The organism is Tenacibaculum sp. nBUS_03, from assembly GCF_051201695.1.
Classification (GTDB): Bacteria; Bacteroidota; Bacteroidia; order Flavobacteriales; family Flavobacteriaceae; genus Polaribacter.
Window position 1 is genome coordinate 506,850 of the sequence record NZ_CP179214.1, and the last position, 22,205, is coordinate 529,054.

A 22,205-nucleotide genomic window follows, 5' to 3' on the forward strand; every position below is an offset into this window, starting at 1 on the left:
TTATATCTTCAAATTTTTATATTAGTGTTAATATTTAAGATGAAAAAATTATTATTTGTAATTTTATATTTAAACTCACATTTATTATCCTCCCAACAAACAAGTTTAGGAGAAATTTCTGGGAATATTTTAAATAAGGAAAATCAAACTGCAGTTCCGAATGCCACTATAGTTTGTATGACATCAGATAAGAAGATTATTTCTGGAGTAATAGCCGACGAACAAGGATATTTTACTATAAAAAAATTACCTTTAAATAAATATATAATTCAAATCAAATTCATTGGTTTTGCAACTTTAAACAAAAATGTTACTTTAAATACCAATACTCCCAAAATTAATCTTAAAAATCTATATTTAGTTAATAAAAACACCGAATTAAAAGATATTGAAATACGTGCAGAAGAAACAAATGTTATTCAAAAAGTTGATAGAAGAATAATAAATGTAGGGAAAGATTTAATTGCAACTGGAAGTAACTCTTTACAAATGCTACAAAATATCCCCTCCGTTAATGTTAATTTACAAACTGAAACTATTTCTTTGAGAGGGAATGAAAATGTTAGTGTTCTAATCAATGGAAAGCCTTCTAACATAAATACTTTACAGCTATTAAAACAAACTCCATCTTCTTTAATTAAGCAAGTTGAAATTATTACTACTCCTTCAGCAAAATATAACCCTGAAGGTATGAGTGGGATTATTAATTTTATTTTAAAGAAAAATGTTGAATATGGTTTTAACGGAACTATTTCAGCTGGATTTGAGCACAGTAAAAATACAAGACCTGATGCTTCTTTAAATATAAATTACAACACTGGAAAAGTAAACTTATTTGGAAACTATAGTTCTAATTTTGGTAAAAACGCTACAATTCAAAAATTAAATAGGATTAACAATGATATAGAACAAAAGTTTGACTTTTTGCACGACTACTCTGATCAAGCATTTAAAATAGGTTCAGATATTTTTCTAGACAAGAAAAATACATTATCACTTTACACCTACCAAACATACAGTAATTCTATTTTATACACCAACTCATTTTCACGTATAAATACCATAATTTTAAATGCCCCAAACCAATCAAAATATAATGAATCAGAACAAAATTATAATGTAGATTATAAATTAACAACTAACAATGAAGGCGAAAGTGTTGAATTAGAAATTAATTATAGTATCCATAAAAATCCTGAAGAATCAATTAACAGACTACTTCAAGATACAAATAATAAGCTATTTAATTATACTAACTCAATTTTAGATACTAAAAAATCATGGCTAATAAATTTAGATTATGAAAAACCAATTTTTAAATCAACCGAATTAGAATTAGGTATTGAATACAGAGAGCAAAGAGTAGTAAGCTCAATTAAAACTAACCAATTTATTGAAATTGGAAATCCAATTTCACTGCAACCCAAAGGAAACACCGAGTTTAACTACAATAGAAGCATGTATTCTGGATATTTCACTATAAATAGCAACTTTAAAAAGTGGTCCATTCAAGCAGGTATTAGATTAGAGCAATATACCGTTGATGGATTATTTTCAAATACACAACAAAATATTTCTTCCATTTATTCAGATAAAATTTTTAGTATATATCCATCTGCCTTTTTAAGTTACCATATTACAAAAAAAGATGATATTCAACTAGCATATAGCAGGCGTGTAGACAGACCCTCAATACACCAAGTTACTCCTATACAAGAATGGGTAAGTCCTTTAACTACCTCAGAAGGTAATCAAAATTTAACTCCTCAATTTACAAATTCAATTGAGCTGAATTATTCTAAATCTTTTAATAAGGGATCAATTACTCTTGGTACATTTTATCGTAAAATTTCTAATAAAATTGGTAGAACCATACAAAAAGATGCCAATTCTTCAAATAAACAGATCTTTTCTTATGTAAATTATAATGCTGCTAACAGCTACGGAATAGAAATATTTGGAAACTATAAGGCCTTTTCTTGGTGGAAAATTAGCCCACAAATAGAAACATACATTCAAAACTCAGAGGGAGTTATTAACACTAAAAACGAACAAGTTAAAAACACTCTTTTTAAATCAACTTTAAATAATAACTTTAAAGTAAACAAGAAAATACGACTACAATTGACTGCCGTATGCAGAGGGAAAAGTAAAAATATACAATTTGAGGTACAGCCTTACACAATGATTAATGTTGGAGCTAGTTTAAGTATTTTAAAAAATAAAGGAACCATAACACTAAGAGGTACTGATGTTTTTAATGGACTTAATTTCGATTATTTCTCTGAAAACCCTTTTTTAGAAAAAGGAAACTATAACCTTGAGTACAATTCTTTTTATTTAGGATTTAGGTATAATTTTGGTGGATCTAAAAATAAATCAAGAAAAAGAAAACATCGAGATGAAAATGAAACTGATGGAGGTCTATTTTAAGCGATATCAAATTGTTATTTCTTTATTAAAAATTTGAAAATTTGTTAAAATAATATGTATTAAAATAAAATTAACATAAAAAAATAAAAAATACACAATAAAAACAACAAATAGTTGTTTTTGAAATAATTAACCCTCTAATTATTTCAAAACAATGAAAAAACTAATCAATTTTACCTTAACAATGACACTTACAATACTAGTGTCATTTAACATTTTTGCTCAGAAGCAAAAAATGTTCTACGCAACAATGGGAACCACTGATGCTGTAAACTTAAAGAAAAACCATCCTAAAGATGTAAAAATTATAAAATCTTACAGTGATTACAGTGTGGTAATGTTAAACAATACCTCAGCAGAAGAACTTCATCATACTGGATTAAGGCATGGACCAGGATATTTCCTAGAAAACTCTAAAGAAGAAGCCTTAAAAGCCATAGAAAAAATACAAATAATCAAAAAAAGGAAACAATCAAGATCCAAAAGAACTATCCCACTTAGCATTACACAAGATCAACTAGTTAATCAAAGTTTAAATCTTGTAAATAATACTAATATAAAAAACCAAATTACACAATTAGAAAGTTATGGAACTAGATACCATACCTACTCTTCCGCTCAACAATCCGCAGTAGATTTAAAAAATAAATGGGAAAATATGAGCAGTGCTAGAAGTGACATTTCAGTGAAGCTAGTTAATCATTCAAACACACCAATGTCTTCAGTAGTTATGACAATTACAGGTTCTGAAAAACCAGATGAATACGTTATTTTGGGTGGGCACTTAGATTCTACTTCAAGAGAAGGAAATGCAAACGCTCCTGGTGCTGATGACAATGCTTCAGGAATTGCTACAATAACTGAAGTAGCTCGAGTATTATTGAGTATGAATTACAAACCAAAACGTACAGTTGAGTTTATGGCTTTCGCTGCTGAAGAAATAGGTTTAGTAGGTTCTAAAGAAATAGCAAGAGATTATAAAAATAGAAATGTAAATATCATTAGTTATTTACAATTAGATATGACTAACTACAAAGGTTCTACAAATGATATTTACATTACAACAGATTCTTATAATAGTACTTCTTTAAATAACTATTTAACTCAATTAATCGAACCATTATAACTCTTCTGGCACCCATAAAATTACTTATGGTACATCTCGTTGTAATTATGGTTGTTCTGATCATCATAGTTTTGCCCAACAAGGATATGAAACTGCTTTTCCTATAGAAGCTACACTAAGCGAATCAAACCCTTATATTCATACCGCTAAAGATACCTCTTCAAGGTTTCCTACAGCTAATGCTACTCACGCTGCCAAGTTTGCTAAACTTGCTTTAGAATATCTTATTGAAATTTCCAATGCTGGATCAGGTGGTGGTGGTGAGCCTACATATTGTAGTTCTAATGGACAAAATACATCTGATGAATACATTAGTAATGTGAATATAGGTACAATAAACAACACTTCTAATCAAGGTACCAATGGATATTCAAACCATACAGCAATTTCAACAAATTTAGAAAAAGGGAAATCACAAACGATTACAATAACTCCAAAATGGACAAGTACGACTTACAATGAAGGATATGGGGTTTTCATAGATTATAATAATGATGGTGATTTTTCAGATTCTGGTGAAACAGTATGGACAAAATCACCATCCAAACAAACACCTGTCTCTGGTTCATTTACTGTACCTTTAACTGTATCAGAAGGAAAAAAAAGAATGCGTGTTATTTTAAGATATAATACCATTCCAACTTCATGTGGATCTTATAATTATGGAGAAACTGAAGATTATACTGTAAATATAACACCAGCACAAACAGACACTCAACCTCCAACTTCTCCCAGTAACTTAGTTGTTTCCAATATTTCGCAAACAACTTTAACTTTAAACTGGACAGAATCAAGTGATAATATAGCTGTGACTGGCTACGATATTTACCAAGGGGCTACAAAACTAGAAACTGTTACTTCCCCTTCTTACAATGTATCAGGATTAATTGCAAATACGGCTTATACGTTCTCTATAAAAGCAAAAGATGCCGCTGGAAATATTTCACCAAAGAGTAATGAAGCTAATGTAACAACCTTAGATAATTTACCTACTTATTGTAATTCAAAAGGAAAAAGAATCACGTATGAATGGATTGACTATGTTTCTTTTGGAGGTATGACTAATACAACAACAGCAAACGAAGGCTATGGCGATTTTACATCAAAAATAGCCACTGTTACCCAAGGAAGTACTAATCAAATTATAGTTAGTGCAGGTTTTAGTAGTACCTCATATAATGAATATTTCACTGTTTGGATTGATTACAATAGAAATGGTACTTTTGAAAGTAATGAAAAAACTACAATCGGCTCATCTAGTTCAGCAGGAAACAGAACAGCAAATATCTCAATTCCAACAACTGCTACCTTAGGTCAAACACGAATGCGTGTTTCTATGAAATATAATGGATCCCCTACAGCTTGTGAAACATTTGCTGATGGTGAAGTAGAAGACTATACAGTTAACATTATTAGTTCATCAATAAATCCTATCAGTAAATCTGATATTTGTTCAAAAGCAAATTCATATGATAGCTCAATAAGCTATAATGAAAAAGACCTTGTTTCTTATGCAGGCTCTTTATATCAAAGAACAAATAATGGATGGGATCGAATTGGAGATTGTATTACTTCTGAAAGAAATAGTATTGAAAGCAATTTAATATTAGCAAATGATAATTCTTTGCTAAACATATACCCAAACCCATCTAGTCAGAAAAACATAACAATAACAGTTAAAAATGAACTTTGGAAGTATGGCACTGTACTTCTTTTTGATATAAAAGGAAACATCCTAAAAGAGTTAAAGTTAAAAGAAAAATCTACTTTCGTAAACACTACAAAGCTTAGTACAGGAATTTATTTCTTAACTCTATTTAATAACTCAAAAAGCTATTCTAAAAAACTAATTATTAAATAACTAGTTATTAAATCATAAAAAAACCGTGTGAAAATTCACACGGTTTTACTTTTATTTTATAAAAAAATTACCAACGAATAACTACTGACCCCCAAGTAAATCCGCTACCAAAGGCAGCTAATACAACCAAATCTCCTTCATTAATTTTTCCTTTTTCCCAGGCTTCAGTTAAAGCTATAATTACTGATGCAGCTGTAGTATTTCCATATTTTTGGATATTATTATACACCTTGTCATCTGCCAATTGAAATTTCTTTTGGATAAATTGAGCTATACGTAAATTCGCTTGATGAGGAATTAACATATCAATATCTTCTTTTTGTAAATTATTAGCCTGTAAACCTTCAACAATTGCTTCAGAGAAGCGAACAACAGCATGCTTAAAAACAAATTGTCCATTCATATATGGAAAATAAGAAACGTCATTAGGGTCATTAGCTTCTAATATTTCAGGTACCCAACGTCCAGTTGATGGTCCTTCTAGCGCTAATTCTTTTGCATGCTTTCCTTCAGAGTGTAAATGAGAAGACAATATCCCTTTCCCTTCTTCTTCACATCTTGACAATACTGCTGCTCCTGCACCATCACCAAAAATAACAGTTACACCTCTACCTCTAGTAGATCTTCTAAACCACCTGAATGATTCTCTGACCCTATAACTAAAATATTTTTATACATCCCAGTTTTAATAAACTGATCAGCAACTGAAAGAGAGTATATAAAACCAGAACATTGATTACGTATATCTAAAGCACCTATAGTTGGCATATCTAGCATATCCTGAACACGCACTCCTCCTCCAGGGAAATACATGTCTGGACTTAAAGTAGCAAACACAATAAAATCTATATCGTCTTTTGTTAAACCTGCTCTTTCAATAGCTATTTTAGCTGCTTTAGCTCCCATTGAAGAAGTGTTATCTCCTGTTTTTGGGTCAATCCAACGACGCTCTTTAATTCCAGTTCTCTCCTGAATCCATTCATCACTAGTATCCATCCACTGGGTTAAGTCATCATTAGTTACCACGTTGTCAGGCACGTAATACCCTAATCCTGTAATTTTTGAACTATACATAATTTTATATGTTATTTTTTACTTTTATTCAAATGCGTAGCTTGTAAAAGTAGTAATTTTTAACTTTTCATACAAAAACAATCACTATCGTCATTTAATATGCCATCTTGTCACATATATCATTTTGGTATTTTTTTTGACAATAGAATTAACCAGAAAATAATATCAAATAAAATATATAAATTATGAGTAAAGGAAACATTAATGTATCGGTAGAAAATATATTTCCTCTGATTAAAAAGTTTTTATATTCTGATTACGAAATTTTTTTACGTGAGTTAATCTCTAATGGTACTGATGCTACTACTAAGTTAAAACATTTAATATCTATTGGTGAAGCTAAAACTGAGCTAGGAGATGCTAAAATTGAAATCAGTATTGATAAAGATGCAAAAACACTGACTATTAAGGATCAAGGTTTAGGTATGACTGCTGATGAAGTAGAAAAGTATATCAATCAAATTGCATTTTCAGGAGCTGAGGAGTTTTTAGAAAAATATAAAGATGATAAAAATGAAACTGGTGTAATTGGACATTTCGGTTTAGGTTTTTATTCTGCTTTCATGGTAGCTGACAAAGTTGATTTAATTACAAAGTCTTTTAAAGATGAGCCAGCCGCTCACTGGACATGTGATGGTTCTCCTGAATATACTTTAGTAGAGCACGACAAAACTGACAGAGGTACTGAAATTATTTTACATATTGCTGATGACTCTACTGAGTTTTTAGAAGAATCTAAAATTTCAGGTTTATTAAATAAATACAATCGTTTTAATCAAGTACCTATTAAATTTGGAACCAAACAAGTAAACGATCCTGACTTTACACCTCAAACAACTACAGATAAAGACGGAAAAGAAACTACTGAGCCACATAAGCAAATTGATGTTGATAACATTATTAACAACACAAACCCAGCTTGGACCAAAAAGCCTGCTGATTTGGAAGCTGAAGATTATACAAACTTCTACCGCGAATTGTATCCAATGCAATTTGAAGAATCTTTATTTCATATTCATTTAAATGTTGATTATCCTTTTAACTTAACAGGTATTTTATTCTTCCCTAAGTTGTCTCAAAACTTAGACATGCAAAAAGATAAAATTCAGTTGTATCAAAACCAAGTTTTTGTAACAGATAATGTTGAAGGAATTGTTCCTGACTTTTTACAGATGCTAAAAGGGGTTATTGATTCTCCAGATATCCCTTTAAATGTATCTCGTTCATATTTACAAGCTGATGGGGCTGTGAAGAAGATATCTGGATACATTACTAAAAAAGTTGCAGATAAATTAAGTTCATTATTCAAAAAAGATCGTGCCGATTTTGAACAAAAATGGAACGATATTAAGGTTATTATTGAATATGGAATGCTATCGGAAGATAAGTTCTTCGATAAAGCTAAAAAGTTTGCTTTATATCCTACAGTAAATGATAATTTTTTCACTTTTGATGAATTAATTGAGAAAACTAAAGATGCTCAAACGGATAAAGATGGGAATCACATCATTTTATATGCAGCTAATAAAGAGGCGCAACACAGTTATATACAAGATGCTACAGCAAAAGGATATGAAGTTGTTATATTAGATTCTCCAATTGTATCACACTTAATGCAGAAACTTGAAACTTCTGGTGAATCTAAAGTTCAATTTACACGTGTTGATTCTGATTTTATTGATAATTTAATTAAAAAAGATGATACTGTTATCTCTAAATTAACTGATGAAGAGAAAGAATCTTTAAAACCAGTTATTGAAGGTGCTGTTAACAACAAAAGCTATACTGTTCAATTAGAAGCTATGGACTCTTCTTCTTCACCTTTCTTAATTACTGTCCCAGAATTTATGCGTCGTATGAAAGAAATGCAAGCTTCTGGAGGAGGAGGTGGAATGATGGGAATGGGTAACTTACCAGAAATGTATAATTTAGTTGTAAATACAAATCACCCATTAGTTTCAGAAATTTTAACCGCTGAAGAAGACAAGAAAAAAGAACTAATAACGCAAGCTTTTGATTTAGCTAAACTATCTCAAAACTTATTACATGGTGAAGAATTAACTAACTTCATCAAACGTTCTTACGAGTTAATTAAATAAGAATTCGTTATCATAATAAAAAAGCCTCTTTATAAATTATAAAGAGGCTTTTTCTATTAATTTATTCTATCCAATTTTTAAACTCTTTAACACGCTCTCTGCTTACAATAATTTCGGCTTCATTATACGTATGCAGTTTCAGTTGTAATCTTGAATTAGTGTACGATATTATATCTTTTATTGCATTTATATGAATTATGTACGTTCTGTTAACTCTATAAAATTGTTCTGGATCTAATTGATCTTGCCAATATTCCAAAGAATGATCTATTAAATAACTTCTATTAGCATTTGTATGAATATAGGTTGCCTTATTTTCTGAATAAAAACATTCTATTTCATCTGTGTGTATAATTTTTATATGCTGTCCTACTTTTATCGTAAAACGTTTTTTATATTTTCTATCAATAGGGTTTATAAGTAACTTCCTTATATCATCAATATTAACCTGTATGTCAGTCTCTTTAGGCTTATTACTTGTAAACTTGTCTACAGCAACTTTAAGTTCATCTTCATCTAATGGTTTTAATAAATAATCTATTGAATTTAATTTAAATGCCTTTAAAGCATATTCATCATAAGCTGTAGTAAAAATGATGGATGATTTTACGGATACTTCTTCAAATATTTCAAAAGATAAACCATCAGACAATTGAATATCTAAAAAAATTAGATCAGGGTGTTCATTTTTTTGAAACCAATTGATTGCCTCTTCTACTGAATGCAACATTTGTTGGGCTTCTAAATTTAAAACTGCTAACATTCTTTGCAATCTTCTTGCAGCAGGCTTTTCATCTTCAATAATTATAATATTCATTATTTACGATCTTCTATATAATGTTATTTTACTTACTATTTATTTATAAACTCCTTTATTTTATCTTCTTCCCATTTATTTCCAAACAGCTTTTTAAATCCAAATACTCTAAAAACATCTAATACTAAAAAAACTCCCCAAATACCCCATAATGGATAATGGTCGGTACCATTTTCAGCAAACTTATTACTAACTCGCAGTCCATCAAAAATTCTTACTACAATATCAAAATAATTCGATATAAAAATAAATGCTAAATTAACAATTAAATATGCTGATAAAACTCTTTTAATTCTTTTACTCTTTGTTCAGCTTTAATTCTTTTACTATCTAACTTCATGATACTTACTATTGATTATCCATGTACTCTTGTATTTTACGTTCTTCCCAATTTTTACCCAAAAAGAAATTAAAACCAAAAACTTTAAATGTATGAAATACTAAACCTATTCCCCAGAAAAACCAAATAGCAAAAGTTCCAAAATCAAAAAAAGATTCCTGAAAAGTTTCTCCATTACCAACATTTCTAACTATCTTTCTTGTACTTATAAATATATTAACTACTATATAGACAGACAGATGAATATAATATTTTTTTAATTCTTCAACTCTCTTTTGGGCTCTAAAATATTTCTGTTCTTTTGTATAATTATCTGTTTCCATTTTGATTACATTTAGTTTATTATTCGTTGTTTTTCATATACTCATCTATCTTGCGTTTTTCCCAATCTTTATTAAAAAATAAAGAATCTCCATATACTCCTAACCAGTGAAAAAACAATCCTATCCCCCAAAAAATCCAGGTTGAATATATCCCAAAATTTTGTAAAACATCCACTAATGAATCACCATCATCAGACATTAATCCAAAAATTATCATTGATGAAATAAAAATATTAACTACGACATATGAAATTAAATGCCAGTAAAACCCTTTTATTTTCTCTACTTTTTTCTTTGCAAGTAAATATTTATGTTCCTTTCTATAATCTTTCTCCATTGTTAATTATTGTTATTTATATACTCTTTTATTTTATGTTCTTCCCATTCTTTACTATAACCTATTATCTCTGATCCAAAAACAGTAATCCAATGAATAAAAGTCGCCAATAATATTCCCATAACTGGATACCAAAACCAATGAGAATAGGGTGAAAATGTTAAATTAACTGAAACTATAATCGTAATTGAAAGTAAATTTACAAAAGCATGTGTATAAAACGCTTTTATCTTTTTAATCCTTTTTTTGGCTTTTATATATTTTTTTTCTTCTATATAATTCGTGTACATAATTCTCAGTTTTTATCTAAGTATTCTTTAATTTTTTTCTCCTCCCAATCTTTACTAAAACCTAATTTATCAAAACCAAAGGCTCCTAGCCAATGAAAAAAAAGTCCAATTGACATTCCCATAACAGGAAACCAAAACCAATGAAACTGTGGAACAAATCTTAGATTAATAAAAATTAAAAAGGGAATTAATACTATTGTTACTAATAAATGAATATAAAACCCTTTAATTTTTTCTATTCGCTTTTTAGCTTTAGCATACTTGTACTCATAACTATAAATTTTTTCCATTCTATTCTATACTTTTAAAACAACTATTATCTATTTTACTTTTATAAAGCCTCATAATAAGGTTATCAACCATTTTTTAATCGCTTCACTTTCACTACTTATTGGTAGGTGTCCTCTTCCTCCATTAATTCTTTTATTTTACGTTCTTCCCAATTTTTTCCTAAAAACATCCTGTAATTATTTACATCTAAAAAATGGAATACTAAACCTATTCCCCATCCTATCATTGGAAACCAAAACCAATGAAAACCAGATGAAAACTGAAGGTTTATAAATATTAAAAAAGGTATTACTAAACAATACGATATTAAATTTTGGTAGAACTCCTTAAGTTTCTCTACACTTTCTACCGCTTTTACATATTTATTGTTCTCTAAGTTATTTGTATCAATTCTCATATCTTTTACTTTTGTTAACAGTGGTAAACTCACTGTAAATGTTTTATTATCTTTTGTTATTTGCACATTTCTTTTAGTTATCAAACCGTATCTATCTGCAATATTTCTTAACCCTACTTTCGTACTCTTACCTATAGCTTCTTTAGGGTTTATATTATTTTGAACTTGTAAAAAACCTTCTTCTTCATAAATTTTTATTTCTAAAGGTTTATTGGAAGACACAACATTATGTTTTACCGCATTTTCTAATAGTAATTGTAAAGACAAGGGTACTATTTTAAGTTCAGGGTTATTTAATGTTGTTGGAATTGTAAACTTAACCGCATCTTCAAAACGCATTTGTAGTAATTCCATATATGTTTTTGCAAACAATAACTCTTCTTGAATAGGCACTAATTCTTTGTTTCTTTGTTCTAGTACATATCTATAAACTTTAGACAACTTGGTTGTAAATTTTTCAGCTTGATAAGGATTTTCTCCTATTAAAGAGGTTAATACATTTAAACTATTAAACAAGAAATGCGGATCTATTTGACTTTTTAATGTTTCAAATTTTGCTGTTTCTGTTTTGGCTACTATTTGTTGCTGAGTACTTTCTTTTTTAACTGACTCTTTCCAGTTTTTCATAAAACCTCTGGCATGAAAAAGAGCGGCCATTCCTAAAGCTAACATAATAGCAAATAAATGTGTCCAAAATAATTCTCCTTTAAAAAAGTTGGCTATATCTCCATCAAAAATTGCGATATACTGTATATAATGAATTATCAATACTGCAATAACATTAAAAATAACTGTAGTTATAATTCCTGCCCAAACGCGTTCATTTGTTTCTTCAACCCAGCTCCATTTAGAACTTAAGTAATCATTTATATATCCGTTTCCCATTCCTAATATGAATGAATACATTGCTGAAAAAAGAAGAATTATTGCAGCTCCTTTAATACTAAATTGCCTATTAACTATAATAAAAAACACTCCGAAAATTATTGTCATTTTGAAGCAAATCCAAAAATCTTGCTTTAGTTTATCTACTACGTTTTTATTTTCTGTATTCATTCTTATGATATGTTAAAATCTAATTTCTAAAGATACATTATTATCAATAATAGAAAACTTTGCATCTTCATATTGTGGCGGTCCAAAATTCATTACATTATTTGACGCTCCGTAATTTTCTATTGGCATTCCATTAGGTTGAAAATCCATTTTCCCATTATTATTTTTATCATGATAACAAACAATTGCATATTCACCAACTGGTACATCCTTAAATACTACAGTACTCTTACCTTGAATTACTTTTGATGATTTTGCTTTTATTGGCTTTTTCATAAAACTATCTTTAGTGTACAAAGCATAACTTACTCTTCCTTCATTTGATGTTACATTCACAACCGAAGCAGTTATAGTTTTGTTTTGAGCTGAAATACTTTCTATTGTGAATACTATTATTAATACTAAAATACTTGATAAAAATTTCATTTGTTTATGTTTTAAGTTTAATTACACTACAAATATCTAATCATAGTACTGTTTTTTAAATTAAAAACTACCCAACTGTATTATTTTTAGGCTGAATTGTAAGTCCTAATATTATAAATTAAAAAAAATTAACATAATAGTGTAACGTTTCTTATTTTTGAACTACTTATTCATTATCAACAGTTACTAAACTTAGTGCAAACAGAACTCGAAAATAAATTTTTGACAGATTTTGAAAGTAATCAAAATATTGTGCATAAAGTATGTAGAATTTACACTACTAATAAAGACGCACATAATGATTTATTTCAAGAGATAACCATTCAGCTTTGGAAAAATTACAGCAAATTTCGAGGTGATGCTAAATTTAGTACATGGATGTATAGAGTTGCTTTAAACACTGCTATTTCATTATATAGAAAATCGACTAGAACAATAAAAACACAAGATATTAGTGATTTTACTTATAAAATACAGTCTAATGAATATGACGATACAGAAGAACAACAATTAAAAGCATTATACAAAGCTGTTCATAAATTGAATGATATTGATAAAGCTCTTATTTTTTTATATCTAGAAGATAAAGCTTACAAAGAAATTGCTATGACATTAGGTATAAGTGAAGTGAATGCTAGAGTAAAAATGAATAGAGCAAAAGATAAATTAAAAAAAATACTGACACCCTAACGTATTATATGGATGCATTAGATAAATACAAAAAAGCCTGGGATAATCAACCGAAAGAAGCCAATAAGGTTTCTCAGGTAGATATATACAAAATGGCACAATCAAAATCATCTTCTATTGTTAAATGGATTTTTATTATTGGGTTATTAGAACTTATAATTCCTCTATCCATGTACCTTATTTTTGATTTGGACAAATTAGATAAAACATACGCTAAGCTTGGCTTAGTTGATTATGCATATTATTCTCAAGTTATATTATACCCTGTTATCCTTGTATTCTTGTATTTGTTTTATAAAAACTATAAAAACATTTATACTACCGATACTACAAAAGAATTAATGCAAAAAATATTTAAAACCAGAAAAACTGTACGTAACTACATATTTTTAAATTTAGGATATGCTTTCATCACTTTAATCGTTGTTGTTATTGCTTCCGTAAAAACTCAACTTAGTAATTTAGGAACTAAAGAAATAATCATTACCTCTATAGTATCTATCGTATTTGGTATACTTTTAATAGGTGGTATTTGGTTGATATATCAACTATTATATGGAATCTTACTACGAAAATTAAATAAAAACTATAAAGAACTGGCTAAATTAGATAGTCCAAACTAAAAAAAGAGAAGCTTAAAAGCTTCTCTTTTTTAGTTTTAATATGCCTTTAATTCTTTTATCAAAATTGATAACATACTATCAGTAAAATCTAAATGCGTTACTATTCTTATTTTCCCTTCCCCCATAGATATTACTAAAATTCCTTTTTCTTTCATGTTTTCCATAAACTCTTCAGGATTTATAGAGTCATTTACATAAAAAATAATAATATTCGTTTCAATGGGTTCAACTTTTTTCACGAAATGGCAAGATGCTAATACTTCTCCAATTTGTTTAGCCTTATAATGATCTTCTTTCAAACGATCGACATGATTATCTAATGCATAGATAGCGGCTTTAGCTAAAAAACCAGCTTGACGCATTCCTCCTCCAAATAGTTTTCTAACTCTTAGTGCTTTCTCTATATGTTTTTTGGTTCCTATCAAAACAGAACCAACAGGTGCTCCCAACCCTTTAGATAAACAAATAGAGATTGTATCAAACAATTCACCATATTGTTTTGGTGTTTCATTCTTTGCTACAAGCGCATTAAATAATCTAGCCCCGTCTAAATGATATGCTAAATCATTCGATGTAGCTACTTTCTGTATTTTTTTTAACTCCTCAAAATCCCAACAAGCTCCTCCTCCCTTATTGGTTGTGTTTTCCACACAAACTAATCTATTATAAGGTGTATGTATATCATTTCTTCCTCCAACGAAGCTTTCTAATTGTTCAGCTGAAAACATTCCTCTATTTCCATCAATTAAACAAGAAGTAACCCCTGCATTAAATGCAGCTCCTCCACCTTCATAATTGTATACATGTGCCCACTTATCACAAAACATTCTATCTCCAGGTTGGGTATGAATTTTTATAGCCGTTTGATTAGCCATTGTACCAGAAGGGAAAAATAATGCATCTTCCATTCCAAACATACTTGCTACTTTTTCTTGTAATTTATTTACTGTTGGATCAGCTTTAAACACATCATCACCTACTTCAGCACTCATCATTACCTCTAACATTTTTTTTGTTGGTTTGGTAACTGTATCACTTATTAAATTGATTTCCATAAATACGTTTATTCTTTATTAATATTAATAACCTGTTCCTATTGGAGAACCATCTGGCATTTTGAGGCTCCTTTGTTTTTTATATTTTAACGGATTCTTTTTAAAATCTTTAATGATTTCTAGATACTTAATATCCATTAAATTCCTCTTATCCTTATTAGTGAGGTAATCTACTATTTTATTTATTTTATTACTTGTAATTGCCTTTGCTTGTAAATATATATTTTTGTCTACTAATATCGAAAACATTCCCTTTAACACTTCCTCTTTTACTATTTCGTGCAGTGCTTTGTAATAATTATCATTAAGTGTTTTTTTAAAAGTTTCATTTATTAATTTATCTAAAACCTCTCCCAAACCTAGTTGACTCTCATCTAAACTTTTATGCTGAATTAACCTATTTATTCTTTCTGGATGTAATAAAAAACTTAGTGTAAATTCAGTAGTAGTTTGCATAGCTGCATACGGATCAAAAGCAACTCCAGTTTTACTTTTAAAGCTTTCCCTTGTTCTAGCATATCCATATGCACGAGGAGGAAATAAAGTTAACATCTTTTTAGGAACTCCTATTTTAATTACATCAATTGTTTTTAATAAACTTTTTAAAGCTTTCCGTTCTTTTTTACCAGATACTCTTTCAACAATCTTTTCCTTTTGACCTTTAACTGCATAGGTATAATCTAAACCTCCAATAATTTTTGAAGTAGCATCAATTTGATATCTATGAAAAAAATAAAGGGGTACAAATACATCTTCTAGAACTGAATATGGTTCATTACTTTTGATGTTATCTGTGGAAAAATTTTTAATTGCATGCGCTCTAATTTCTAAAATATTATCTAATTCTTCACTTGCATTACTACCATTATCCCATAAATGAGCATATGCATGGGCACTCCCTTTAGAACGAGAATCTGAATCAGTTATAAATCGTAGCCCTTTTGAAAAAGCAGTATCTAGAATTTTATGTAAACTATCCTCTTCATTACTTTCAAAATCTTGATACGCATAAGCAACTATAACTTTATCCCACTCTCCTATTTTAGTCTCGTATACATCAGAAAAATCTATAATACCATTCTTTAATACTAATTTGGGATGTGGATAATCCATTACTGAAGATCTACCATTTGTACTAGCAGCAAAATTATGAGCAAAGCCTAAAGTATGTCCAATTTCATGAGCAGACAATTGTCGAATTCTTGCTAAAGCCATTTTTAAAGCAATAGAATCATTTGTAGTGTTATTTTTATAGGGAGCTTGCAAAGCTTGAGCAATTAAAAAATCTTGTCGTATTCGTAAAGAACCTAAACTAACATGACCTTTTATTATTTCTCCTGTCCTTGGATCTGTAATACTTCCTCCATAACTCCATCCTCTGGTAGATCTATGAACCCATTGAATCATATTATAACGAATATCAAGAGGATCTACTCCTAATGGTAACATTTTTATTTGAAAAGCATTTCTGTAACCAGCAGCTTCAAAAGCCTGATTCCACCAACTACCTCCTTCTAATAAAGCAGAACGAATAGGTTCTGGTGTTCCTCTATCTAAATAGTAAATAATCGGTTGTTTAGCTTCACTAGTTAATGCTGATGGATTTTTCTTTTCTAAACGATGTCTTGTAATAAACCTTTTCTTTATCGGTTCATTAATAGGAGTAGCATAATCCATATAGGTCATTTGCCAAGAACCACATCGAGGATCGTACTTTCTGGGAGTGTAATTATTATCTGGTAACTCAACAAAAGAATGATGCTGATTAACTGTTATTAACGACGCATTTGGTGTTACGCTTCTAACATTATACCCCTTTGGTTTACCTGAAAATGTAAGCATAACATCGAATTCTACATTTTTTGGAAATGCTTTGGTTCTATTCAAATTAAAAGCACTCTTACTCTTGTCTAATCGATAAGCTCCTTCCTTATTTCTAGCAAGCGTATTAATTACACCATGTGCATCTCTCATAAAAAAACCAGTTGCATCAACCAAATACGTATCTTTCTTAAATTCTTTAATATTAAATCCATATAAAACTGATTTAGCAAAAGCTTCTTTTACAGATTCCCTTTCATCTTGATTATCAGTTATGGCTCTATAATCTTGATTAGGTTGAATCAATAACAACTTATTTCCTGCTTTTAGAAACTTGACCACAATGCCTTTTCCTAGTTGTCCCCTATCTAAACCAATATCATTTGACCCAAGTCCTTCTGATAGGGAATTAACATATAAAAATTCATCGTTTATTTTAGTTACTTCTAAAAATATTTTATCGTTACTTTCATCATAATAAAAAGTAAAATATCCTTCATATTTAGTAACATCTTTATTTTCAGTAAAAAATTGTGAATATCCAGAAAACGTTAGTAAAACAAATAAGATGGATATAATTAGCTTTTTCATTATGTTAAATATTTCTATAAAAATAAAAAATACTATTGGTTATTTAAAAACACTACTGTTCAATCTTAAATTTTAACTTATTTTTGTGAAGATTATGATAACACAAGAACAGTTAAAAAATATATCCGAGCGAGTAGTTAAACTAAAATCGTATTTAGATATAGATAAAAAATTGATTGAAATAAGTAACGAAGAAGAAAAAGCTGCCAATCCAGACTTCTGGAATAATCCAAAAGAAGCTGAAGCTTTAATGAAAGAACTTCGTTTTAAGAAAAAATGGGTTAATGATTATAACTCTATTGTTTCTTTAAGTGAAGATCTTCTTGTATTATACGACTTTTACAAAGAAGGTGATGTTGAAGAATCTGAAGTAATAGAGCATTATGAAAACACTAGTACTTTTTTAGAAGATATTGAATTTAAAAACATGCTGTCTGAAGAAGGCGATAGTTTAAGTGCAACAATTCAAATTACTGCAGGCGCTGGAGGTACAGAAAGTTGTGACTGGGTTGAAATGTTAATGCGGATGTATACTATGTGGGCTGAAAAACAAGGATACAAACTAAAAACTCTTAATTATCAAGCTGGAGATATAGCTGGAGTAAAAACTGTTACTATAGAAATTGATGGTGATTATGCTTTTGGATGGTTAAAAGGTGAAAACGGCGTTCATCGTTTAGTACGTATCTCTCCTTTCGATAGCAATGGAAAAAGACACACTACTTTTGGTTCAGTATATATTTATCCAGTAGCAGATGAAACAATTGAAATTGAAGTAAATCCTGCCGAGATTGAAATCACTACTGCTCGATCAAGTGGTGCTGGGGGACAAAATGTAAACAAAGTTGAAACTAAAGTTCAATTAACCCATAAACCCACAGGTATTCAAATTCAATGCTCTAATTCAAGATCACAACATGACAATAGAGCTACAGCTTTAAAAATGCTAAAATCTCAATTATATGAAATTGAACTACAAAAACGTTTAGCTGCAAGAGAAAATATTGAGGCTGGAAAGTTAAAAACAGAATGGGGTAGCCAAATTCGTAATTATGTAATGCATCCTTATAAATTAGTTAAAGATGTTAGAACAGCTCACGAAACAGGGAATGTTGATGCTGTAATGGATGGAAATATAGATCCTTCTTAAAATCTTATTTAATGATGATGGGACAAAAGGAAACAGGTAATAGTATTTAATTAAAAAAATAAAAATGATAAAAATATACCATAATAATAGATGTAGTAAATCTCGTTTAGGATTGGAAATTTTAGAAAATTCAGGAAAAGAATTTGAAGTGATTAAATATTTAGATACTATTCCTTCAAAAGAAGAGTTAAAAGAAATTATTATATTATTAGGAATTTCGCCTATTGAATTAGTTCGTAAAAATGAAAAAATTTGGAAAGATAGTTTTAAAGGAAAAGAATTAACAGACAACCAAATAATTGAAGCAATGATTAATAATCCAAAACTAATTGAACGCCCTATTGTAATCAATGGTTCTAAAGCCATTATAGGACGCCCTCCTGAAAATATTACTACAATTTTATAAATAAATAGCTCTCAATAAATTGGGAGCTTTTTTTTAACAGTATATTACCGTTAAAAAAACTCAATAGGCATGTTTATTGATACTTAAAATTAATTTTAAATATAAATATCATGACAAAATCAACCCTCTACATTTTTTTTATTTACTTATGGTCTTCAAATATATTTGGCCAATTAGCTAATGAAAGTAAAATAATAAAGTCTGCTGACAAAATCCCAATAGACTCATCTGTAAAAATAGGGAAACTCTCAAATGGTTTGACTTATTATATTAAACAAAATGCTACTCCAAAAGATCATGTTGAACTTCGTTTAGTTCTTAATGTAGGTTCTATTCTTGAAGAAAAAGAACAATCTGGATTAGCTCATTTTATGGAACATATGAACTTTAATGGAACTCAACATTTCAAAAAAAATGAAATGATTGATTACCTTCAATCTATTGGTGTAAAATTTGGAGCTCATCTTAATGCGGAAACAGGTTTTGATGAAACTACCTATGTTTTACCTATACCTAGCAATGATAAAGCTACGCTAGATAAGGGGTTTCTAATCTTACGTGACTGGGCACAAGGCGCATTATTAAACACAAGTGATATTAACGAAGAACGAGGTGTTATACTTGAAGAATATCGTTTTCACAACAATGCAAAACTTAAAATGATTAAAAAATATTATCCTAAATTAATGTACGGTTCTAAATACCCTGAACGATTTCCTATAGGAACTAAACATAATTTAGAAACATTTGATCCAAAAAGTCTTCGTCAATTCTATAAAGATTGGTACCGTCCAGATTTAATGGCCGTTATTGCCGTAGGAGATATTAATGTAGAAAGTATAGAACAAACAATCAAAAATAACTTTGAAAACATTCCTTTAACTCCAAATGCTAAAGAAAGGAAACTTAATAAACTCAAAAACCATCAAGAAACATTAATAGCCATTGAAAGTGATAAAGAAGCAGAAGCTTCAATTGTTGAAATTGTATATAAAGATGTAAAAGAGTATGCCCCTAATACAACTATTAGCGATTACAAAAACACACTTGTATCAAGCTTAATAAATATAATGGCTAGTTTGAGATTCAGTGAAATTGCAAATTCGAATAATGCTCCTTTTCTCTACAGCAAATTCTACAGAGAAAATATAATAAGAAGTAAAGAAGCTAGTAATATTAAGATTTTAACCGCTCCAAATGAACAATTAAAAGGTTTAACAGCCACTTTAGCTGAGGTTGAAAGAATAAAACGTTATGGATTTAATTTAAAGGAATTAAACTTAGCTAAAGAATATATTTCATCAACAATAAATCAAAGGTTTTTAGAAAAGGATAAACGTAATTCTAATGAAATCATAAACGAATATATTAACAATTTCTTGCAACAAGAACCAATACCAAATATCGATTGGATATACAAAGCAACAAACAAAATTTTACCCGTTATATCATTAGAAAAACTCAACAAGTCACTTCCTCGTTATTTTCATGATGAAAACAGAGTTATCATTGTTACTGGGCCAACTAAATCTACTACTGAATTACAGATTAAAGAAGTTTTAAACAAGTTAAAAACTCAAAAGATTGAACCTTATAAAAACAATTCATCGTCTTCACCATTAGTAGGGAGGCTTCCTAACTCTGGTCATATCACCAATACTACTAGAGATGAAAAATTAGGTATAACGAAACTTACCTTAAGTAATGGAGCAACAGTAGTATATAAAAAAACAAACTTTAAGAATAGTGAAATACTGTTTAATGCCTTAAGTCTAGGGGGTACATCTTTATATACAGATACTGAATTAAAAAAAACCGCCATAGCAAATAATGCTTTAACAGAAGCTGGAATTAATGGACATTCTAAAAATGAATTATTAAAATTGCTCCTAGGTAAAAATGTTAGTGTTTCTCCTTTTATAGGAGAATATTTTGAAGGTATAAATGGAAGAGTTACTCCTAAAGACTTAGAAACACTGTTTCAATTAACATATTTATATTTTACTTCTTTAAACAAAAATTATGAAGTATTTAATGAATTTATTAAAAATCAAAAAAAGCTATCTAAAACTCACTTAGATAGTCCTCTTAACTTTTTCAAAAAAGAAATTAATGATTTTTTAAACGAAGGAAATTCAAGATATATAGGCTTTCCTTCTGAAGATATTATTAATAATAGTGATTATAATCTCGCATTTAAAAAGTACCTAGAACGTTTTGCTGACGCCAGTGATTTTACTTTTTATTTTGTAGGAAGTATTAATGAAGATAAATTAAAAGAATACGCTATCAAATACCTTGCTGTCTTACCTAGTACCCATAGTAAAGAATTGTATAATGTTCCTACATTCCGACCATTATCTGGTAAACATAGTAAAGTTGTAAATAAAGGTAAAGACCCAAAAAGTATTGTTAATATTCAGTATCAAGGACCAATAGCTAAATACAATCATAAAGAAAAATTAGCATTTAATCTCTTAACAGAAATTGCTGAAATTAACTTAACAGAAAAACTGAGAGAACAAGAGTCAGGAATATATACCTCCTCAGTTACTAGTGATATTTCAAATATTCCCTACAATTGGTATAATTTTACGATTGCATTTTATTGTGCTCCTGAAAATGTTGATAAATTAAAAAATATAACATTGCATTATTTTAGGGACATAGCTAATAAAGGAATCCATGATAAGGATTTAAAGAAAGCTAAAGAAGCATTAATTGGCGTTTTTAAAAACAACCTTAACAATAATGGTTTATGGTTACAAGCCATAGTTCAAATCGACTTTCATAATATTCCTCATAATAATTTTCTACTATATGAGAATCGAGTAAACTCCATTAAAAAAGAAGATATACAAAGCGTGGTACAAAAATACCTTACAAAAGGTTACATATTAGGTGTTCTCAACCCTGAGAAATAAGTTTGTAAGAACTCCTGATTTTACTATGGTGATTTTTCATCCTACAAAAACACCCTCAAAAACAGCTAATTTTTG

The 22,205-nt window shown here is 29.2% G+C and carries 20 protein-coding genes and 1 pseudogene; 9 read left to right on the forward strand and 12 right to left on the reverse strand.

Annotated elements, in window-relative coordinates; all coding sequences use genetic code 11:
- The first annotated feature begins 39 nt into the window (after positions 1–39).
- Positions 40–2,433 (forward strand): outer membrane beta-barrel protein, encoded by a 2,394-nt coding sequence (locus ACMFBB_RS02330; RefSeq protein WP_435262856.1) that lies wholly within the window; start codon positions 40–42, stop codon positions 2,431–2,433.
- A 154-nt stretch (positions 2,434–2,587) separates the two neighbouring features.
- On the forward strand, positions 2,588–3,559 hold the full coding sequence (locus ACMFBB_RS02335) for a M20/M25/M40 family metallo-hydrolase (RefSeq protein WP_435262857.1): 972 nt from the start codon (positions 2,588–2,590) through the stop codon (positions 3,557–3,559).
- Between the two features lie 186 nt (positions 3,560–3,745).
- Here the strand turns inward: ACMFBB_RS02335 and ACMFBB_RS02340 are convergent, their stop codons facing one another.
- Positions 3,746–3,871, reverse strand: a complete 126-nt coding sequence (locus tag ACMFBB_RS02340; protein WP_435262858.1) for a hypothetical protein — start codon at positions 3,869–3,871, stop codon at positions 3,746–3,748.
- 7 nt (positions 3,872–3,878) lie between these two features.
- Here ACMFBB_RS02340 and ACMFBB_RS02345 point away from each other — a divergent pair, with 7 nt between their 5' ends.
- The gene (locus ACMFBB_RS02345; RefSeq protein ID WP_435262859.1) at positions 3,879–5,420 is read left to right on the forward strand and encodes a GEVED domain-containing protein; all 1,542 of its coding nucleotides are present in this window, start codon (positions 3,879–3,881) and stop codon (positions 5,418–5,420) included.
- A gap of 67 nt (positions 5,421–5,487) precedes the next feature.
- Here ACMFBB_RS02345 and ACMFBB_RS02350 read toward each other — a convergent pair.
- Positions 5,488–6,494: pseudogene (locus ACMFBB_RS02350) on the reverse strand (3-oxoacyl-ACP synthase III family protein).
- 185 nt (positions 6,495–6,679) lie between these two features.
- On the opposite strand from ACMFBB_RS02350, the gene htpG reads away from it, so the two are divergent.
- Positions 6,680–8,593 (forward strand): molecular chaperone HtpG, encoded by a 1,914-nt coding sequence (htpG, locus tag ACMFBB_RS02355; RefSeq protein ID WP_435262860.1) that lies wholly within the window; start codon positions 6,680–6,682, stop codon positions 8,591–8,593.
- A 61-nt stretch (positions 8,594–8,654) separates the two neighbouring features.
- Here the strand turns inward: htpG and ACMFBB_RS02360 are convergent, their stop codons facing one another.
- The 8 genes from ACMFBB_RS02360 to ACMFBB_RS02395 all read right to left on the reverse strand — a co-directional run bounded on the left by ACMFBB_RS02360 (position 8,655) and on the right by ACMFBB_RS02395 (position 12,870).
- On the reverse strand, positions 8,655–9,410 hold the full coding sequence (locus ACMFBB_RS02360; RefSeq protein WP_435262861.1) for a LytR/AlgR family response regulator transcription factor: 756 nt from the start codon (positions 9,408–9,410) through the stop codon (positions 8,655–8,657).
- 35 nt (positions 9,411–9,445) lie between these two features.
- A complete protein-coding gene (locus tag ACMFBB_RS02365; protein WP_435264262.1) occupies positions 9,446–9,703 on the reverse strand; it encodes a 2TM domain-containing protein in 258 nt (85 codons plus the stop codon).
- Between the two features lie 55 nt (positions 9,704–9,758).
- The gene (locus ACMFBB_RS02370) at positions 9,759–10,073 is read right to left on the reverse strand and encodes a 2TM domain-containing protein (RefSeq protein WP_435262862.1); all 315 of its coding nucleotides are present in this window, start codon (positions 10,071–10,073) and stop codon (positions 9,759–9,761) included.
- A gap of 19 nt (positions 10,074–10,092) precedes the next feature.
- Positions 10,093–10,410: a 2TM domain-containing protein gene (locus tag ACMFBB_RS02375; RefSeq protein ID WP_435262863.1), complete on the reverse strand. Its 318-nt coding sequence runs from the start codon at positions 10,408–10,410 to the stop codon at positions 10,093–10,095.
- A gap of 2 nt (positions 10,411–10,412) precedes the next feature.
- Complete coding sequence (locus ACMFBB_RS02380; protein ID WP_435262864.1) at positions 10,413–10,700, reverse strand: 2TM domain-containing protein; 288 nt, start codon at positions 10,698–10,700, stop codon at positions 10,413–10,415.
- A gap of 5 nt (positions 10,701–10,705) precedes the next feature.
- Positions 10,706–10,990, reverse strand: a complete 285-nt coding sequence (locus tag ACMFBB_RS02385) for a 2TM domain-containing protein (protein WP_435262865.1) — start codon at positions 10,988–10,990, stop codon at positions 10,706–10,708.
- A 98-nt stretch (positions 10,991–11,088) separates the two neighbouring features.
- A complete protein-coding gene (locus ACMFBB_RS02390; RefSeq protein ID WP_435262866.1) occupies positions 11,089–12,444 on the reverse strand; it encodes a 2TM domain-containing protein in 1,356 nt (451 codons plus the stop codon).
- A gap of 12 nt (positions 12,445–12,456) precedes the next feature.
- On the reverse strand, positions 12,457–12,870 hold the full coding sequence (locus ACMFBB_RS02395; RefSeq protein ID WP_435262867.1) for a DUF2141 domain-containing protein: 414 nt from the start codon (positions 12,868–12,870) through the stop codon (positions 12,457–12,459).
- Positions 12,871–13,065: 195 nt separating this feature from the next.
- On the opposite strand from ACMFBB_RS02395, the gene ACMFBB_RS02400 reads away from it, so the two are divergent.
- Both ACMFBB_RS02400 and ACMFBB_RS02405 read left to right on the forward strand, forming a co-directional pair.
- The gene (locus ACMFBB_RS02400) at positions 13,066–13,560 is read left to right on the forward strand and encodes an RNA polymerase sigma factor (protein WP_435262868.1); all 495 of its coding nucleotides are present in this window, start codon (positions 13,066–13,068) and stop codon (positions 13,558–13,560) included.
- Between the two features lie 8 nt (positions 13,561–13,568).
- Positions 13,569–14,183, forward strand: coding sequence for a hypothetical protein (locus tag ACMFBB_RS02405; RefSeq protein WP_435262869.1), 615 nt, complete (start codon positions 13,569–13,571; stop codon positions 14,181–14,183).
- Between the two features lie 35 nt (positions 14,184–14,218).
- Here the strand turns inward: ACMFBB_RS02405 and ACMFBB_RS02410 are convergent, their stop codons facing one another.
- Both ACMFBB_RS02410 and ACMFBB_RS02415 read right to left on the reverse strand, forming a co-directional pair.
- Positions 14,219–15,238 (reverse strand): threonine aldolase family protein, encoded by a 1,020-nt coding sequence (locus tag ACMFBB_RS02410; protein ID WP_435262870.1) that lies wholly within the window; start codon positions 15,236–15,238, stop codon positions 14,219–14,221.
- 24 nt (positions 15,239–15,262) lie between these two features.
- On the reverse strand, positions 15,263–17,650 hold the full coding sequence (locus ACMFBB_RS02415; RefSeq protein ID WP_435262871.1) for a zinc-dependent metalloprotease: 2,388 nt from the start codon (positions 17,648–17,650) through the stop codon (positions 15,263–15,265).
- A gap of 94 nt (positions 17,651–17,744) precedes the next feature.
- Here ACMFBB_RS02415 and prfB point away from each other — a divergent pair.
- The 3 genes from prfB to ACMFBB_RS02430 all read left to right on the forward strand — a co-directional run bounded on the left by prfB (position 17,745) and on the right by ACMFBB_RS02430 (position 22,130).
- A protein-coding gene (gene prfB, locus ACMFBB_RS02420) for a peptide chain release factor 2 (RefSeq protein ID WP_435262872.1) occupies positions 17,745–18,850 on the forward strand; the annotation gives its coding sequence in 2 pieces (ribosomal slippage) (positions 17,745–18,789 and positions 18,789–18,850; 1,107 coding nt in all).
- 14 nt (positions 18,851–18,864) lie between these two features.
- On the forward strand, positions 18,865–19,206 hold the full coding sequence (arsC, locus tag ACMFBB_RS02425; protein WP_435262873.1) for an arsenate reductase (glutaredoxin): 342 nt from the start codon (positions 18,865–18,867) through the stop codon (positions 19,204–19,206).
- Positions 19,207–19,316: 110 nt separating this feature from the next.
- The gene (locus tag ACMFBB_RS02430; RefSeq protein ID WP_435262874.1) at positions 19,317–22,130 is read left to right on the forward strand and encodes a M16 family metallopeptidase; all 2,814 of its coding nucleotides are present in this window, start codon (positions 19,317–19,319) and stop codon (positions 22,128–22,130) included.
- The last annotated feature ends 75 nt before the right edge of the window (positions 22,131–22,205 follow it).